Consider the following 17,867-nt stretch of genomic DNA (forward strand, 5'->3'; position numbering starts at 1 on the left):
TCTGCCGCCGCATCATCTCGAGCCATTGAGTTCGGAAGAAGCATGCACTCCATCCAATCTTCGACAATCATTAAACATCGAGATGATCACACCGAAGAGACATAGCAAGATAGATACTGACAAAATCAACCAGACCGAAAATGGCAGAGCATACGAATCAATGCAGACCGGGAGAACTTCCAAAAGAACACACGAGAATGCTTTCTCCCTAAATCGCAGTGCCAATAAATCACGCGCCGTTCGCATTTCAATCCCTTCGTGCCATTGGGCGAGTTCCCCACATTCACCAAGCTCTTTTCTGAGTTTCCTTGCCACTTGAAAATTATCCCAAGCAGCAAACCCACAGAGGAGAAAGGTTACCGCGCAGAGAATTCCTACGAATCGGATCTGAGGGAAAACATCTTGGGCATCGGAATACTTGAGAATGAGCGTACTCAAAATAAGGAAGCCGCCTCCACCCATGAGGAGTCCGACTTTCAGGGCTCTGCGCATCTGAGCTCGATACAGTACGATCTTCCGAACAATGGAATCATCAGACATGACACAAACACCTCTCTCAATAAAGTCCAAAACAAGAATGACCACCCCTCGAAATTTCTCTGTTCGAGGCACTTTGTGGTATTTTTTAAACAACTCCGTTTGACTTGTCAATATATCTTGGGTAGTCTGTACTGTCAACTCATTATGGTCGAAAAACCACACATATTACCTCCTCCTGTCCTCGAAATACTCGCCACTCTCGAACAGGCGGGATTCGAGGCCTTTGTCGTGGGCGGAAGCGTTCGCGATATTCTTCTCGGGCGCGAACCAAAAGACTGGGACATCACTACCAATGCCGTTCCGGAAGAAATCCAGCGCCTTTTTCCTGAGAGCTTCTATGAAAACACTTTCGGCACTGTCGGCGTAAAAGTAACGCCCTTCATGCCCGCAGGAAAAGAAAATCGCGAAGAAGATGTGATCGAAGTCACCACCTACCGCGCCGAATCCGGCTATAACGACAAACGCCACCCCTCGAAAATCTCTTTCGTAAAAACAGTCGAAGAAGACCTTGCCCGCCGCGATTTCACCATAAACGCGATCGCTCTCTCGGCACACGGAAACCTCGTCGATCCGTTCAATGGACAGGGCGATTTGAAGCAAAAAATCATTCGCGCCGTTGGAAATCCAATCGATCGCTTTGGCGAGGATGCACTTCGTATGCTCCGCGCCGTTCGGTTCTCTGCCGAACTCCGCACACCCATGCCACTTCCCAAAGGGTCATTCATGGACCAGAGCGACTCCAGCAACGATCTTCATAAACACGCCGACTGGCACATAGAACCTGAAACCTTTTCCGCTATTCAAGCGCACGCGGGCGACATCCGCCTCATTTCCGCCGAACGCATCTCGGATGAACTCTCCAAAATCATCCTTTCTCGGAATCCCGCCGAGGGCATCGATCTCCTTCGCATCGCCGGACTCCTCGAGTATATCGCACCGGAAATCACCAAAGGCATCGGCGTCGGGCAAAATCTCCATCATATCTATTCCGTCTACGAGCACAACATTCGCGCCCTCGCCACCTGCCCCTCGCCGCGGCTCGACGTCCGCCTTGCCGCCCTCCTTCACGACGTGGGCAAACCCCAAACCAAGCGCGGCAATGGCTATCGCTCCACCTTCTACAACCACGATCATGTCGGTGCAAGAATCACGAGAAAACTCCTCGAGCGCCTCCGCTTCCCCGGCAAGATCATCGAAAAAGCAACGCTCCTCGTTGACAACCACCTGTTTTACTATAATGTAGGGGAAGTGACGGCCGCGTCGGTCCGCCGACTGATCAAGCGCGTCGGGCTCGAGAACATGCGCGACCTCATGGATATCCGCATCGCCGACCGCCTCGGCTCCGGCACGCCAAAAGCGAAGCCCTACAAACTCCGCCACCTCGAGTACATGATCGAGAAGGTTTCGAAAGACCCTGTCTCCGTCAAGATGCTCGCCATAAACGGTCGCGACCTCATGAAAACGCTCCGCTTATCGCCCGGGCCGAAAATCGGCGCCATCCTCGACGTTCTCCTTGCCGAAGTCATCGAGGACCCGACAAGCAATACGGAAACAGCACTCCTTCGGCGAGCTGCCTCACTCAACAAGGAAGACATAAGCCGTCTCCGCATACTTGCCAAAGACCGCATCAAGGAAAAACGTGCCAAAGATGACCAAAACACCAAGCAAAAGCACTGGGTGCAATGAATAAAGGGAGGAGAAGCAGGGAAATCTCCCGAAAATATAGACAAAAAAAAACAGACTGCTCGACTCTGATCGAGATGACAGAAAAAGTATCGGGACATAGTATACCGGTAGTACGCGCCCTTCGGGTGGGTGTAGACTGGGTTCGATTCCCAGTGTCCCGACTATGAAATTCGCAATCAAAGATATCGCCGACAATCCCGTCAACCTCCTCCGGCGTGCCGGATATGCCTTTCAACGCCAAGAAAACGGGGAAATGAGTTTCATTCGTCCGCTCGCTTCCGCCGGATACCCGCGTTTTCATATGTACACACGGCTCGAGGGAGAAGATCTTCACATAAGCTTTCACCTCGATCAGAAAAAAGAAACCTACGGCGACGACACACGCCATCACGGCGAATACGAAGAATCCGGCGTCTTGAAAGAAGAAGCCGATCGCATCAACTCATTCCTCACCCCCGCATCCGACAGTTCCGATGTAAGCCCGATATAATACCTCCGGAACGGCATCCCTACGCCGGGGTGGCGAAATGGCAGACGCACCAGCTTTAGGAGCTGGCGGTGGCAACACCATGGAGGTTCAAGTCCTCTCCCCGGCACCAGTGAGCTCACGCATCAAACACAAAAAAACCGCTCCTAGATTCGGAGCGGCTTTTGTTTTTCCATCCACAGTTCCGACGCGCGTTAAACTTTGTTGGCACAAAGCTCCTCAAAAGAAGAACGCGTAGGTGAGATTCAACCGGACTCGAGGAGAGAATTCGGAATATTCCGAATGCCCCGACAATTGCCGGGAATATCCAGCTCAATCATCACTACCCGCTACGCGTGGCGGAACCATGAAAAGAAACTTTTGGTCTTACTTCAAAGAACCCTTGCCCCCTCGCGAATCTCTACCAACCCTCAAACTTTTTCTGGTTTGAGAATTGGATTGAGAAAACAAGGCTTGCGTAAGGCTTTTTGTACAATCTATTTTAAAGTAGTGTAAACCATATATTTGACTTATTTTGTGGTTTTGTGTACCATATAATTATGGTTTTTCAACGAAAACAATCTATACCATCATCTCTCACGGCGCATCGAGTACTGGTCATATATGGTCCGCGCCGCGTGGGAAAGACAACACTCTTGAACGCGTACTTGGAGAGTATTCGCCCCACACAAACCGTCCTTTCGGTTGTCGGGGACGATATCCGCATCCGCGAACTTTTTGCCTCCGAAAATCGAGATGCGCTCCTTGATTTTGCACGACCATACAACACCATTGCCATTGACGAAGCCCAGCAGGTTCCCAGTATCGGTCTCGGCGCGAAAATGCTCATTGACGCCTTCCCGGAAAAACACATTATTTTGACCGGATCGTCATCATTTGATCTCTCATCGCAGATTGGCGAACCATTGACCGGTCGCCACTTTACCCTGACGCTTCTCCCATTGGCACAGTCCGAAATACAAGCAACACACTTCGAGCTGTCCGGCACACTCGAGCAATTTCTCCGGTACGGTTCCTATCCCGAGGTGTTGATTGCACCCGATTCCGCCTCGCGAGAACGGATCTTGAACGAACTCGTTTCATCGTATCTCTACAAGGACGTACTCGCGCTCGACAAAATCAAATCTCCGGACCTCTTGCGCGACATCGCCCGCATGATCGCTTTTCAAATCGGATCAGAAGTCTCGCTCAATGAGATAGCGATCTCGGTCAAAACCGATATCAAAACCGTCGCCCGATACCTTGATCTTCTCGAAAAAATGTTCGTCATCAGGAAAGTGCGAGGATTCAGCCGAAACCTTCGAAACGAAATTACCAAAAAGGCGAAATACTACTTTCTCGATCTCGGAGTGCGAAACGCCGTCATTGGTCGATTCGTTCCCCTCTCAAACCGCGACGATATCGGCGCGCTCTGGGAGAACTTCGTCTTCATGGAACTCGCCAAGCAAAGCGGCTTCGCCGACATGGCGGACAGCTACTTCTTTTGGCGAACACACACCGGCGTCGAAATTGATATCATTCGCGAATCTCAAGACGCGATCGAAGCCATAGAGTGCAAGTGGAACAAAGACGCGCGCATCCCAAAGACATGGCGCGACGCCTATCCGAACAGCACATTCAAGACCATCAATCGAAATAACTACCTCAGTCAATTTGCCTAGCATTTCAAAGAACTCTATTCCTCTTTTCGCTGATCTCTACCAATCCTCAAGCTTTTTCAAGTTGAGAATTGGATTGAGAGAGGGTTGACCATATTCGCGATAAGCACCCTCAGAACTTATCGCAAAGCGCGTGAGAATCTGGGGCACGCGCACCCGTTTTTCATTAGTCTCGAATCCTTTCGGGACTGACAGTGTACTGCCAATCCATGGCAAGCACCTCGGCTTCCTGCCGAGTGTAAGCCAGACGATACCCGTCCGGCTCGCAGACAGTGGAGCCCGTCAGAGCTCCACACATCCGCCGCCCGCAATACGGGCACTTCGGAAGATTTTCATTTTGCATTCCCCTCTCCTTTATCTATAATTTTCGAAAAAGTCACTCTACCGACCAGCAAGCGCTCTGCTTGCATTTCGGATAAAGCGGGGGAAGAGTTTTCAACCATGAATACCCCTCCCCTTTGTAACCTTACTACCCACCCGTTCCAAAAAGGGCGTCGGTGGTACTGGCACAAAGCGATTGCGCCTTACACCGAATCATATACCGCTTGAAGTGGCGGCCGACTTTGGTTTTCGGCGACTCGCCAGCAAGGACGCCGCGCACGTCAGTCACTTCCGCTTCGTTAAGCAGGCACGATCCAGAATTTGCGCCTCTACTCCACGATCCCCAGCCCTCAAGAACATTGCCATTCTTGTCGAGCAAGAAGTTATACGAGGACTCGGATCCTCCTATACGGGCAACCGCCTGAGGGTGAGGTCTGTACGAACACGTACCCTTGGCGAAGCAGACTTGGGGCATTGCCTTCCGTGCCATCCGGGCACGATAGTCAATGATCCCTTGCACCACCGGGATGTGGCCGAGTTGGTTTACTATTTCTGCCCAAATCGCCTCATCGGCGATTTGACCGTGGGTATCGTCGCAGATACTCACATACTCCTTCTGGAGTTTCTCCACCTCAAACGCCCTCCTGTCCACAAAACAACCTCCCAACCTTTCACGGGGGTTCAGCCAATTCCACCGACCGTTCAGGAGAAAGAATACATGGTACCTGGTGGTACCAAATCCGTTTTCATCCGTGGCGAAGACGAGATTGTCCACAGGGACGACATCGCCAATAACAAACCTCTCCGACATGGGCTGGACTACCGCTATACAAAACCTATTTTGAGCTTTCATGATAACCCCCTTAAGAGGTGTTGAGCATAGTTCCGTGCTTATCAGGCACGAGCGGTCTGAGCCACTTTCGTGGCGGTCTGAATTTTCGCACCGATACTGCCAAGCGCGTTTCTGTTCACGTTTTTCACGAATAATCTGAATCAGAAATGCACTCAGCAATTCAATTTGAAAACCCAGTGCCATACTTCAAAGAACTTTCCTATCCCGCACGCCGTACTCATGGTGCGGGATCACTCTACTGACCAAGAAGCACTTGCTTCCCTGTCAGATAAAGCGGGAGAGTTTGTACCGAAGTACTCTCCCAAGCTCCAACCTATTTGTTCAGTCCCATCGATCGGTCACACCGACGAGACTTTTGAATCAGCCTTCCAAGATTGACTGGTACTTCCGACCATCCTTGGCAGTAGGCCACCGACCCGTAAGCCGACGAAACCTAATCCCGTCCGCGTTGGGGATGGTCCCCGCCAGGTACCCCTTGTACCTAGCGAAAGTCCTAGCACAGCTGAGTGCTGGGGCATTCCATGCCCCCGCAGGGAAGCGAGACAAACCATCTAACTTCCATGCAACTTTCTCAAGCTCCCTTGCCATCTTGGCACTCTCGAAATCCCTTTCTTTGAAGAACCGGTTCGCCGCTCTCAACAGAAGCGGATACTCTAGGGCACTCGCGCCCTGACGGCGGAGCCTGCGTACCATTGTCGAGACTTTCTTATACTTCTCTTTCGCGGTCATAGTCATGGCAATTCTCCTGAATTACCCCATCAGCGACATGCTAATGGGGACCGAGATTCGGCACACAACTTTGGAAATACTTTCCAAAACTCCGTGCCGAAACCCGAAATAAGAGAATTCCATGCCAAACTAAGCTGAAATATTTCAAAGAACTTGTCCTCTACCAATCCTCAAGCTTTTTCAAGTTGAGAATTGGATTGAGAGAGGGATTGCGTAAAACCTTGCAATCCCTCTTGTTCCCGCCGAGTGAGCTTGGCGGGTTAAAAAATCAGGCTATGATGGCCAGGTCCGTTTCCTTCCAGAAGAATTCGTGCTGCTCTTCCGTTACCTGGCCGCGAACGAGAGCCTTTGCTCCCCTATGCGGAAACGGAAACCCTAGCCAAACCTCCTGCCCTGCCTCGTAGGGTATCACCCTCCCTACGCGGTATTCCCCATGCTCGCCCTCGTGCACCTGGGATTCCGACACTAGTTTTGCCACCTCCAAGCTTTGCGTTAAGCAGAGCACGTAGAGATAGCCGTCATTTGATCGCGCTTCAACTGCGTACACTTCAACTGCGTAATGGATAAATTTTCCAGCTATAGTCAGGTGGTGCATGGTTTTCTCCTCGTCGAAAAATTGGTTAAAAACATTCGGATACAACAGAGAAGTTTCTACGAACAGAACTTGCTTTCGTACACCTCTCTCTGCTGCACCGAACATTCTCTTCCCTTTCCTCAAAGAAGAAATTCGCAAACTATCTGATTGTCCGCCAACTGGCGGATTTCAAAGAACTCTCCTCACTCACAACGCAAGAGCATTGCGGCGAGAATGATGAGGGGTGAAAATTGATATACCGGTCTCCTCTAAAAAATGAGACGGTCCCTCCTCATCATTCCGGCAACAAAATACGGGCGGCGCTGTCTACGGCTCGGCACTTCCTCAGAAGAAGATGAGAGTCATACACAGCGCCGCCCGTTGGAATACGAAATACCAATACTGCGGACTTGCCTGTTTCTCTCCTCTTCCGTTCCCCGGGTGCCACCCCAGAGAAGACTTGTTGCAAAACACAATATTTCAATGTACCTCAATCGTTAACACCGGAGTATAGCATGCTGCCAACTGTTTGTCAATATTCTAAGACAAATTATTGGCACACCGAAGGCTTATCCACGGCATTCTTGGCACATATCCATACTTTTATGGCTTGTCTACGTGCCAACACAGAACTCAATAGTACGGCTTATTTTGACGACATTATTGGACACATGGCTTCGGTTTTATAGTTGAACAGTGGAAAGATACTGACGATTCAAAATCCCGTCCCACCGCAGAGAAATTTGACAAATCTATAATTTTCTGTTTATATATACTGTCCATCACGGACACGCAGTAACTTCCCAACCCAACAAAGCCTCAAGGAGGCACCATGAAAACGACCACTTCGAAGTCTTATCTATTCGCCTTCCTCGTAGCACTTGCCTTAACCATCAGCGCATGCTCGCGCGCAGAAGAACACATATTCAAAGCGGAAGAGGCTCCGCTTTGGCTCAAAGTCGAAGGTCCATTGTCAGCGGACGCATTCTTCGCGGGAACAATCGTTCACATAAGCGTGAATGGCGCAGACTTCCACAACATGGAGGTATTACGGGTCGAAGCAAGTCATCAGGATTTTGAAAAATCTCCCAGTTTCATAGACCGTGTAGTAATTGACCTTGTAAACTGGCATGATGGCGCCCGATACACCCTCTATTTCGCAACCCTCCACTTTAATCGCGAGCCAACAATGGCATCGAGGTTCAACAGTGTATCATTCAAAGGGTACCCTGATTGCCCTGATGGCATCTGCTCTCTTAAAGAGATCCAGACGCGCCATCGCGTAAGTTTCTGATCGCCCCGCGCCGAGCTCACAAGAGACTCGGCGCTTTTATTCCGGAAAAACAAACGGGCGGGATTCCACATCCCGCCCTGCTTTTATTTCTGTCCCATTCTCATCCTGAAATCCCCCGAATCAAGGTTCGGACATTCCTACCACTCAAGCGCTCCGCCCACTTTATACTCCGTGACGCGCGTCTCAAAGAAGTTCTTCTCTTTCGAGAGGTCCACCGCTTCGCTCATCCATGGAAACGGATTTTCCGCATGGTACTGTACCGGCAATCCCACACGCTCGAGACGTCGATCGGCAACATGCTCGATATATTGTTTGAACCCTTCGGCATTCATGCCGAAAATGCCCCGCGGAAAAACTTCCTGCGCAAAGGTATACTCCAATACTACCGCCTTTCTGATGAGATCTACGATGTGCCGCTGAAATTCCGGTGTCCAGAGTTCCGGTTGCTCCTCCTTTATCGCGTTAATCATGTTGATGCCAAAGTTCAAGTGCTGAGACTCGTCGCGCATAATATACTGAATTTGTTCGGCACTTCCTGGCATTTTGTTCTGCCGCTGAAAGCCAAACATCACCGCAAACGAGCTATAGAAGAAAATTCCCTCGAGAATCAGCGAAAACACCGCCATATTTTCGAGGAATTTCTGATCAGCGGCAAGAGTGCCGGTCTTGAAATTTTGATCGAAAATACCCTCATTAAATGAGAGGATGAATTCGTCTTTGTTGTAGATAGCCTCCACCTCGCGATACATATTGAAGATCTCGCTTTCATCAAGCCCGAGAGATTCCACAATATACTGATACGAATGCGTATGTATCGCCTCTTCATATCCCTGTCGTAAGAGGTACATGCGACACTCCGGACTCGTGATATGCCGATAGAACGCCAAGACAACATTGTTTGCCGCAATGGAGTCGGCTGTCGTGAAAAACCCCAAGACCGTCTTCAGCGCCTTTCGTTCATCGTCCGAGAGTACATCGCGCGCCTTCCACTGTTCGATATCCTTCTGCATGCTAATTTCTGTCGGCAGCCAGTGATTGGCATTTCCCACATTGTACGCTTCCCATGCGAAGGTGTGGCGCATCGGGTAGAGCTGCATCACATCGGCGTCTCCCCCATTTATCACCCGGCGCTTATTGATATCCACCGGCTTCGCTCCCTTTTGTATTGGCATAAAAGTAGAATTCTGAATGTAGTGTCTCTCACTTGCGAACGACTGGTGCTTGTCATTCCCGCCTTCGCGAGAATGACGCAAGAAGGAAAACTTTTTATCTCGCACAAGGCAATAAATTTCCCTACCCCTGGCATGCTTCGCAATCAGGGTCGGCAATCAAACACAGTTTCGGAGCAGATCCGGACAATGTGCTTCCCTCCGAAGCAGAGCTGCTCTCTCGAACCGGAAGCGAAGCGGGGGGCACATCCGGAGCCGACGAAAGAGGAGGTGCGGTTGGAACAGCAAAAGAGGCTGCCGTTGGAGAAACACTGCTCTTGGCTCGATTGTGCGTTGAACCAAATTCCGTAGTTGATACCGTAGACTTCTCCACCTGGGACGCACCGAGCGTCCGAAGATAATAGGTTGTTTTGAGTCCAAGTTCCCAAGCACGAAAATAGATATCGGAAAGCTCACGACCGGATGCATTACGGAAGAAAATATTGAGAGATTGCGACTGATCAATCCACTTCCCGCGCCGAGCCGCCGCCTCCACGAGCCATGATGAGTGAATTTCGAACACTTCTTTATACTTCGCCTTCAGCGTCGCCGGGATACCCGGTATCTCTTGTATGCTCCCATCATGATACTTCAGCTGATTGAGCATATCGCGATTCCAGAGTCCGAGTTTCTTAAGGTCATTGACCAGATGCTTGTTGACTACCACAAAATCGCCCTCTTTGTTCGACTTCACGTAAATATTCTTGTAAATCGGCTCCATACACGGAATACACCCGACAAGATTCGCCGTACTCGCTGTCGGTGCGATCGCGAGCACATTCGAATTTCGCATACCAAATTTTCGTATATGCTCCCGCACAGGCGTCCAGTCAAGCTTCCCTGTTCGCACCAGCGGAATTTTCTCGCCACGTTCCACCTCGAGAATATCGATCGTATCCTGAGGCAGAATGTTCCGACTCCATTTCGAACCCTTGAAACTTGCATACATCCCCCGTTCTCGTGCCAATTCCGATGACGCCAGAATCGCATAGTACGACACCATCTCCATAGATTCATCCGCAAACTCCACCGCCTCCTTGGAATCAAAGTTGATGTCGAGAAGATAGAGTGCATCGTGATAGCCTCGGATACCGAGCCCGAGTGGCCGATGCCGCATATTTGAACGGCGTGCCTCAGGAATCGGATAGTAGTTTACATCGATAACATTATCGAGCATCCGCACCGCAATACGAGTCACCTTCTCGATACGATCTCTATCGAATACACCGTTTACTACAAACTTTGCGAAATTGAGCGATCCCAAATTGCATACTGCTGTCTCTTCCGGCGACGTATTGAGTGTAATTTCCGTACAGAGATTCGAAGAATGCACCACTCCCACATGATCCTGCGGCGACCGGAGATTGGACGGGTCTTTCCAAGTGATCCACGGATGCCCGGTTTCAAAGAGCATTGTCAGCATTTTCTTCCAAAGATCTTTCGCTACTACCCGTCTCCAGAGTTTCATTCCGCCTTGCTCTGCGCGCCGTTCATATTCATGATAGCGCTTCTCGAACTCAGCGCCGTACAGCTCATGCAAATCCGGCGTTTCATCCGGCGAGAAGAGCGTCCATTCGCCATTGTCACGCACCCGCTTCATAAAGAGATCCGGAATCCAATTCGCCGTGTCGATATCATGCGTACGCCGGCGCTCATCTCCCGTATTCTTACGAAGCTCGAGGAAATCTTCGATATCGTAGTGCCAGGTTTCCAGATAGACGCACCCGGCGCCACGGCGCTTCCCGCTCCGGTTTATAGATACATTGACATCATTGGCTATTTTCAAGAACGGCACGACACCCTGGCTCCCAACGCCCGTGCCTTTAATAAACGACCCCGTTGCGCGAACCGGCGTCCACGACGATCCGGTGCCGCCACTCCACTTGAGAAGCTGCGCGTTGTCGGAATAGGTCTTAAATATCAAATCGAGCGAGTCCGGCACCACATTCAGAAAGCAGTTCGAGAGCTGAGCCTTCACCATACCCGCCTGAAACAGCGTTCGCCCGCCCGGCGTATAAAGAAACTCCGAAAGCGCCCAATAGAAATCTTTCGCCACATCATCCCGCTTTGACTCCGGCTCGGGCAGGCTCGTTCCCAGAGCGATGCGCATCCAGAACATTTGCGGCGTCTCCAGCGGCAACTTCGTCTCCGGATCCTCCAGAAGATACCGCGAAGACAGAATCTCGAGCCCCATATATTCGAAGAGCTGGTCATTCTCAAGCACAAAGAGGTTGGAAAGCTTCTCCAAGTCGAAACCGAGCATCCGAGGATCAAACATCCCTTTCTTCACGCCCCAGAGAATATTCCGTTGAAAAGCCTGTTTGTGACGCTCCAAAAGAGTCTCCCGAGTAACGTCAGCACCCAGAACTTCTCGATACAGCCGATCCAAGAGCAAATTCGCCGCAAGCTTCGAATACGACGGGTCCTGCTCGATCATTGATCGCACAATCATTGTCAGAACACGCGCCACATCTTTCGTGGAGATACCATCGTAAACTTCGAGACGACACTGACGAAGAATGGCCTCGACATCGATATCCTTTTCTATGCCAACCATGTGATACCCGAGTGTCCGGCGGATCTTATCCAGAGAGAAAACCTCCTTTTTCCCAGAGCGTTTTGTGACAGAGAGCTCATGCTGCTCGATTTTTCGCGCAATTTCCTGTTTACGCTCTTCGCGAATCTTCGCGTGTTCGTATCGGTAAATGATATATGCTTTGGCAACATCGAAAAGCCCTTCCAGCATCAGTTCTTTCTCAGCGAAATCCTGCACATGTTCAACCGACGGCACTGCTCGAGGAAACGCCTGGAGAAGTTTCGAAGCGACCGTTTCGGAAAGCGTTCGTATAAAGGCATCGTCACTTTCGCCCCTTACTTCTGTGAAGGCGCTCTTCAAGGCGCGCTCTATTTTACTCACATCGAAATCAACGATATCTCCGTTCCGTTTCTTTATTTTTTGTGCCGTTTCGGTCATATTGAAGGGCAAGAAAGACACGGGCCGCCCCAATCCGCGCCCTTCTCGCAAGAGAAAATTAGTTTTCTGTTAACCCCCGACAGCTCCTGCCTCTACTGAAAACGACGCTCGACAACGCTCCAGTCAATCGAGCGAAAAAATGTATCAATATAGTCCGCACGTTTCAATCCGTAGTCCAACATGAAAGCATGCTCAAACACATCCATCACCAAAATAGGCACTGCCCCCGCAAGATGCCCCGCATCATGTTCATTGATCCATACATTGAAAAGCTTTCCACTCTCCACATCCTTTGCCAAAATGACCCAGCCAATCCCCCGCATCGCCCCGACAGCACGGAAATCTTTCTCCCACGCCTCAACACTGCCAAATGACTGCGCCAATGCGCCGGAAACACCACTCTCATCATGAACGAGTGGTGTACTATTCCTGGTCAAACCGCCAAAATAGAGCTCATGGAGTCGCATGCCATTCCACTCCCAACCAAAGCGCCGCTTCAACTCCGCATATTCCGGCGTCCCCATTTCCTTCGAAGACAGAAGTTCCGCAACCGCATTCGTATTCTTCACATACCCTTCGTACAACGTGAAATGATTCGAGAGAAGCGCATCACTCATCCCTTCCATCCCGAGAAGATGCGTGAAATCTTTTGGAGCGTATGGCATAGATATTTTTCTTTTTTTGAATTATTTGCAAACACGCCTCATCGCGCATGTTGATTTTCGACCACAAAACGCACCATCGCAAGTCTATATCTTCCCCACCAAATCAAGTCCTGGCTTCAGCGTCTTCGCGCCTGGTTTCCAGTTGGCAGGACATACCTCGCCGCCATGCTCGCGAACAAACTGTGCCGCGCGAAGCTTTCGCAGGATTTCCTCAGCAGAGCGTCCGATATTGTTTGAGTTTACCTCATATGACTGCAAGACACCGTCCGGATCAACGATGAACGTCCCGCGACGAGCATTTCCTTCTTCCTCGATATAAACGCCGAATTCCATCGTTAATTCCGCCGTTCGGTCGGCAATCATCGGAAATTGCACCTTCTCGATCGCTTTGGAGTGATCATGCCATGCCTTGTGTGTATATACGGTGTCCGTACTTACCCCAAACACTTCCGTATCAAGTTTCTGAAATTCTTCATAGTGATCCGCCAAGTCCTCCAGCTCGGTCGGGCAGACAAATGTGAAATCTGCCGGATAGAAGAACAAAACCACCCACTTCCCGAGAAAGTCCGAGAGCTTACTTTCCACAATCTTATCTTTGTGGTAGAGTGTTAAGTCGAAATCGGGAACCTTTTCGCCGATCTCAACGCCACATCCGTACTCATACGCCGAGTCTTCCTCGCAGCCACACAGTCCGCCACCGCAACACCCGTCTTTCTCATCATCGTATTCTTTGCTCATACACATTTCGGTTAAGTGAATAAAAAAGAGAAACCTCTCAAAATTTCGAAAAAATCGCCTGTCGTTTATTCATACTACGTGCCCATTTTTTCACTGTCAACTCTTCGCTTTTTAGCGCAAATTGTCATGGACGTTTCACACGAAAATCGGTATACCGTAACCCCTTCCATGGCGGATTTCGGGAAGCGTATCGATGTATTTTTGGCTCAGTCAAAACACTTCGAGGACATTGTCGGAAAAAAACTAAGCCGAGCGCACATATCGCGCGGCATACGAAACGGCGGGGTTCTCGCAGATGCTTCGCGCGTAAAGCCTCACACGAAACTTCTCGCCACAGAGTGTCTCACCGTATTTTCCGACAAATTCACGTCATTTCCCGATAAATTCGAACGTCAGCACAAAACGTTGGTCCCCGAACCAAGCGTTCCCATTGATATTATCCGGGAAACATCGGATTTCGTAATTATAAACAAGCCTGCCGGCATACAAGTACACCCATCAAGCACCTCGGAGTCCGGCACCGTTGCAAATTGGATCCTCGCTCACTATCCGGAAATAGCGACTATCGGAGAACCAATGCGCCCGGGCATTGTTCATCGGCTCGATCGCAATACGAGCGGCCTCCTCATTATTGCCCGCACACAGAAGTCATTCGCCGCTCTCAAAAAACTCTTCCAAAACCGTTCGATACACAAAAGCTATCTCGCCATAGTATATGGCGTCCCGCACAAGCAAGCAGGAAGCATAACAACGCCCATTGCTCGCTCAACCCGTGGCGATCGCCAGAGCGCCGCACTCCCCGGACGCCGTGTCAAAGGTGTCGCTCGCCCCGCAGAAACCAGCTACCGCATCCTCGAGACTTTCGGCAGCGTATCCCTGATCGAAGCAACGCCAAAAACCGGCCGCACGCACCAAATACGAGTACACCTTTCTTCTATCGGTCATCCCGTAATCGGCGACTGTCTCTACGCTTCGCGTTCATCGCGCACCATTGCGCCGCTTCCCGAACGCCACCTCCTCCACGCAGCACAGCTTTCTTTTCGGCTATTTGAACAAGACTACTCTTTCTCAGCGCCCATACCAGACGATTTCTCCAACTGGCAGGAGCTTTACAAATCAGAGAAAGTGCGGTAACATTTGGAGACAGAAGAGGACAGATGTCCTTTTTTTCATGTACTCGCGCATCTTAATCATTATTGCGGACGATTTGCGCACGCCGCACACCAGAAAAGTCTATGGCTACAAAGAAAACACTCAGCTCTCTCCTCGATGAAACACTCGCTCTTCACAAGAAGGCGGGGAGCCCTGAAACAGCAGACAACATAAAGCAAGAGCCTGAAGAGTCCGCCCCGAAAAAGAAAGCTCCGGCAAAGAAACCGGCTACTGCCGAAAAAACCACGAAGAAATCGACAAAAACAAGCGAGAAGTCACCGGAAGAAACAGTGGCAACTCGCAAGAGTGCCAAGAAATCAAGCGAAAAGACCGCAAAGACTGAGCCTGAAGAAATAATCGATGACTCCGAAATGGGCCGATTGATTGCGGAACACCCCTTTGAAGTACCAAAAGTAGGCGATATTCTCCAAGGAACCATTATTGAAGTGGGCTCCAATTTCGCCTTGGTTGACCTCGGGCCACTAGGAACCGGCACCGTGCTCGGCAAAGAAATGCGAGACGGACTCGCCGGCGGCGTCAAAGTGAAGAAAGGTGACACGGTAAGCGCCACGCTTATCGATCTCGAAAATGACGAGGGCTCCATCGAACTCTCTATCCGTGAAGCTTCCTACGACAAATCTTGGGAAGATATCCAGATGAAGCTCGAAAATAAAGAGGTTGTCCCCACCAAGATACTCGAAGCAAACAAGGGCGGTCTCATGATCGAAGTAAATGGCGTACCCGGATTCCTTCCGGTTTCCCAGCTGGGAAGCGAGCACTACCCGCGCGTCGAAGACGGAGACAAAAACAAGATTCTCGAACTCCTCAAGAGACTCATCGGACAAGAGCTCAATGTCCGTATCCTTGACGCCGATCGCATCAATGAGAAACTCATCGTAAGTGAAAAGGCCGCCCGAAGCGAGAAAGAGCGCGCTGCCATTTCTTCTCTCAAAGTCGGCGATACGGTGTCCGGCGAAGTAAGCGGCGTTGTTGATTTCGGCGCATTCGTCAAATTTCCTATTCCGGACAATGAAAAAGAGCGTGTCGAGGGTTTGGTACATATTTCCGAGCTCGCCTGGCAACTCATCGACGATCCGCGAACCGTAGTTCGAACCGGCGATCAGGTCAGTGTCAAGGTGATCGGCATCGAAGACACGCGCATTTCCCTCTCTATGAAGGCGCTCAAAGACGACCCCTGGGCAAATGTCACTGAGAAATATTCTGTCGGAGACACCGTGGAAGGGAAAGTCGACAAAATTAACCATTTCGGCGCATTCGTCTACCTCGACAAGGATATTCATGGACTCGCCTACGTGAGCGAATTCCAGAATCTCTACCCGGGCCGAAAAATGGAAGAGGTCTTTCAAGTCGGAGGGAACTACAAATGGAAAATCCTCTCCATGGAACCGAAGAGTCACCGCATGGGACTCCTCCCCGTGAAATAGCCCTTTCAGCTTCTCAGAGAGAAAGACTTTGCAGAAAAACTCCGCCTCAAAGCGGAGTTTTTCTCTTATTCGAAAATGTTCGAAAATCCTTGGTTTTTTACTTCTAAAAATCAGGAAAACAAACATCTCTCAGTAGGAGTTTTTCATTTCCATCCTCGTTAACTCCACTCTAAATCAAAAACAGCTTCTTATTCTCGGAGAGATTGATAAAATCATCAAGCTGCTCGATAAGCTTAGCACTCGCCGATTCTTTAAACGCCATACCCTCAACGCGACATCCGGTCGTTGACTGAATATACTCCACAAGCGGGATATAATCACCATCGCCCGAAACCAGAATAATCACATCGAGGTTTCGTGCCATTTTTACTGCATCCATCGCAATACCTACATCCCAATCACCTTTCTTCGAGCCATCGGGAAAGATTTGCAAATCCTTCGTTTTTACCTCAAAACCGGACTTTTCCAGCGCTTCGAAGAACTTGTCCTCCATTCCTTCGACCGTCTTAATCCCATACGCAATCGCCCGAATAAGCTTCCGATCCGCTGTCCCCGCAAGCAGCACATTCCTAAAACTCACCTTCTTACTGAAAAGAATGCGCGCGCTGTAATACATATTTTGCACGTCAACTAGCATGCCGACGCGCTGTTCTTTAAATTTCGCCATAATAAACACCACTAAAGAAAAACCAAACCCGCACCCGTTCTCAGGGTGCGGAAGAAAAACCTAGGCGAGTTTGAGCTTCTTGGCAATCGACTTCGCAGATTTCTCATCGGTTTTCTGGAGATATCCCATCAATCGCTTCCGCTTCGACACCATTTTGAGCAGTCCGCGACGAGAATGAAAGTCTTTCTTATTCTTCTTGAGGTGATCGGTCAACTTCTTGATCCGCTCGGTAAACATCGCGATCTGATACTCCGGCGACCCTGTGTCCTTCTCATGCCGCTTCACATCCTTCGTCGCCTTTACCTTCTGCTTCGTCGTCAACATAGCTCTTTCGTACGGCATCGGACTCGTTCTTTTACAAGAAACAAACCAATCCGAGCTCGTCCCCTAATAAATTATGATGAAAGCTTATCACAGAAGCATTTTTTACGCAAATTAAAAACCAAGCATCCATGCCTGGCTTTCTTTATTGAATATGAAGAAGTCTATTGCGCGCGTCACACCAGAAGATCGACCCCCCATCAAACTTACAAGCGCCTCTGGTTTACCTTCACAGAGCATGACTCTGTAATATCAACAACGCTCAAATAAACTCAAAATTCCTTGCTACAGCTAGCGCCATCTTCTTCATGTTATCAATCTCCGCTTTCGTTGCTCCTCTTTGAATGTTTTGTAACTTCGTTGCTCCCAAAAACTTTCCATTCTCATCCATCGCCACCGCATTGATTTGACCAAGGCATTCGGCTTCCGGATTGATGTAGAAATTCATGACACCATACCCTCACTAGGTTGAAAATTCGGACAACATTTCATCTTTGCCTCTTCACTCCTCAAGCACAAAACACATAAAAACAACATCGCCCAAGGTTCTGGACA

The 17,867-nt window shown here is 49.9% G+C and carries 18 protein-coding genes and 2 tRNA genes; 8 read left to right on the plus strand and 12 right to left on the minus strand.

All coding sequences use genetic code 11. From position 1 onward, the window contains the following. Window positions 1-12 precede the first annotated feature (12 nt). Entirely contained in the window at window positions 13-540 is a 528-nt protein-coding gene (locus tag IPK84_02650) for a hypothetical protein (GenBank protein ID QQS16224.1), read from the minus strand. Between the two features lie 144 nt (window positions 541-684). Here IPK84_02650 and IPK84_02655 point away from each other — a divergent pair, with 144 nt between their 5' ends. From IPK84_02655 to IPK84_02675, 5 genes are all read left to right on the plus strand, one after another. Then, window positions 685-2,226: an HDIG domain-containing protein gene (locus tag IPK84_02655; GenBank protein ID QQS16225.1), complete on the plus strand. Its 1,542-nt coding sequence runs from the start codon at window positions 685-687 to the stop codon at window positions 2,224-2,226. A gap of 90 nt (window positions 2,227-2,316) precedes the next feature. Then, window positions 2,317-2,387, plus strand: a tRNA-Pro gene (locus tag IPK84_02660). A 2-nt stretch (window positions 2,388-2,389) separates the two neighbouring features. Beyond that, window positions 2,390-2,716: a hypothetical protein gene (locus IPK84_02665; protein ID QQS16226.1), complete on the plus strand. Its 327-nt coding sequence runs from the start codon at window positions 2,390-2,392 to the stop codon at window positions 2,714-2,716. A 23-nt stretch (window positions 2,717-2,739) separates the two neighbouring features. Continuing rightward, window positions 2,740-2,825: transfer RNA gene (locus tag IPK84_02670), tRNA-Leu, on the plus strand. A gap of 427 nt (window positions 2,826-3,252) precedes the next feature. Continuing rightward, on the plus strand, window positions 3,253-4,374 hold the full coding sequence (locus IPK84_02675; GenBank protein QQS16227.1) for an ATP-binding protein: 1,122 nt from the start codon (window positions 3,253-3,255) through the stop codon (window positions 4,372-4,374). Window positions 4,375-4,537: 163 nt separating this feature from the next. Here IPK84_02675 and IPK84_02680 read toward each other — a convergent pair whose 3' ends face one another. From IPK84_02680 to IPK84_02695, 4 genes are all read right to left on the minus strand, one after another. Further along, window positions 4,538-4,714, minus strand: a complete 177-nt coding sequence (locus IPK84_02680) for a hypothetical protein (protein ID QQS16228.1) — start codon at window positions 4,712-4,714, stop codon at window positions 4,538-4,540. A gap of 126 nt (window positions 4,715-4,840) precedes the next feature. Further along, a complete protein-coding gene (locus tag IPK84_02685; protein QQS16229.1) occupies window positions 4,841-5,503 on the minus strand; it encodes a hypothetical protein in 663 nt (220 codons plus the stop codon). A gap of 402 nt (window positions 5,504-5,905) precedes the next feature. Further along, window positions 5,906-6,280 carry a hypothetical protein gene (locus tag IPK84_02690; GenBank protein ID QQS16230.1) on the minus strand — a complete coding sequence of 125 codons (375 nt, stop codon included), beginning with the start codon at window positions 6,278-6,280 and terminating at the stop codon, window positions 5,906-5,908. Between the two features lie 262 nt (window positions 6,281-6,542). Further along, window positions 6,543-6,869 carry a hypothetical protein gene (locus IPK84_02695; protein QQS16231.1) on the minus strand — a complete coding sequence of 109 codons (327 nt, stop codon included), beginning with the start codon at window positions 6,867-6,869 and terminating at the stop codon, window positions 6,543-6,545. A gap of 811 nt (window positions 6,870-7,680) precedes the next feature. Between IPK84_02695 and IPK84_02700 the strand changes: the two genes are divergently transcribed. After that, entirely contained in the window at window positions 7,681-8,142 is a 462-nt protein-coding gene (locus tag IPK84_02700; GenBank protein QQS16232.1) for a hypothetical protein, read from the plus strand. 137 nt (window positions 8,143-8,279) lie between these two features. Here the strand turns inward: IPK84_02700 and IPK84_02705 are convergent, their stop codons facing one another. The 4 genes from IPK84_02705 to ahpC form a co-directional block, all read right to left on the minus strand. Next, complete coding sequence (locus IPK84_02705; GenBank protein ID QQS16233.1) at window positions 8,280-9,314, minus strand: ribonucleotide-diphosphate reductase subunit beta; 1,035 nt, start codon at window positions 9,312-9,314, stop codon at window positions 8,280-8,282. Window positions 9,315-9,435: 121 nt separating this feature from the next. After that, a complete protein-coding gene (locus tag IPK84_02710) occupies window positions 9,436-12,324 on the minus strand; it encodes a ribonucleoside-diphosphate reductase subunit alpha (protein ID QQS16234.1) in 2,889 nt (962 codons plus the stop codon). 92 nt (window positions 12,325-12,416) lie between these two features. Further along, entirely contained in the window at window positions 12,417-12,989 is a 573-nt protein-coding gene (locus IPK84_02715) for a Fe-Mn family superoxide dismutase (GenBank protein ID QQS16235.1), read from the minus strand. Between the two features lie 84 nt (window positions 12,990-13,073). Then, window positions 13,074-13,727 carry a peroxiredoxin gene (ahpC, locus tag IPK84_02720; protein QQS16236.1) on the minus strand — a complete coding sequence of 218 codons (654 nt, stop codon included), beginning with the start codon at window positions 13,725-13,727 and terminating at the stop codon, window positions 13,074-13,076. Between the two features lie 126 nt (window positions 13,728-13,853). Here ahpC and IPK84_02725 point away from each other — a divergent pair, with 126 nt between their 5' ends. Both IPK84_02725 and IPK84_02730 read left to right on the plus strand, forming a co-directional pair. After that, window positions 13,854-14,861, plus strand: coding sequence for an RluA family pseudouridine synthase (locus tag IPK84_02725; protein QQS16237.1), 1,008 nt, complete (start codon window positions 13,854-13,856; stop codon window positions 14,859-14,861). 101 nt (window positions 14,862-14,962) lie between these two features. Further along, on the plus strand, window positions 14,963-16,324 hold the full coding sequence (locus IPK84_02730) for a S1 RNA-binding domain-containing protein (GenBank protein ID QQS16238.1): 1,362 nt from the start codon (window positions 14,963-14,965) through the stop codon (window positions 16,322-16,324). Between the two features lie 169 nt (window positions 16,325-16,493). On the opposite strand, the gene IPK84_02735 is transcribed toward IPK84_02730, so the two are convergent. The 3 genes from IPK84_02735 to IPK84_02745 form a co-directional block, all read right to left on the minus strand. Then, window positions 16,494-16,991, minus strand: a complete 498-nt coding sequence (locus IPK84_02735) for an NYN domain-containing protein (GenBank protein ID QQS15270.1) — start codon at window positions 16,989-16,991, stop codon at window positions 16,494-16,496. 60 nt (window positions 16,992-17,051) lie between these two features. Next, window positions 17,052-17,315 (minus strand): 30S ribosomal protein S15, encoded by a 264-nt coding sequence (gene rpsO, locus IPK84_02740; GenBank protein QQS15271.1) that lies wholly within the window; start codon window positions 17,313-17,315, stop codon window positions 17,052-17,054. A gap of 259 nt (window positions 17,316-17,574) precedes the next feature. After that, window positions 17,575-17,760: a hypothetical protein gene (locus IPK84_02745; GenBank protein ID QQS15272.1), complete on the minus strand. Its 186-nt coding sequence runs from the start codon at window positions 17,758-17,760 to the stop codon at window positions 17,575-17,577. Window positions 17,761-17,867 lie beyond the last annotated feature (107 nt).

It is taken from the genome of Candidatus Moraniibacteriota bacterium, assembly GCA_016699875.1.
Lineage (GTDB): Bacteria > Patescibacteriota > Minisyncoccia > Moranbacterales > UBA1568.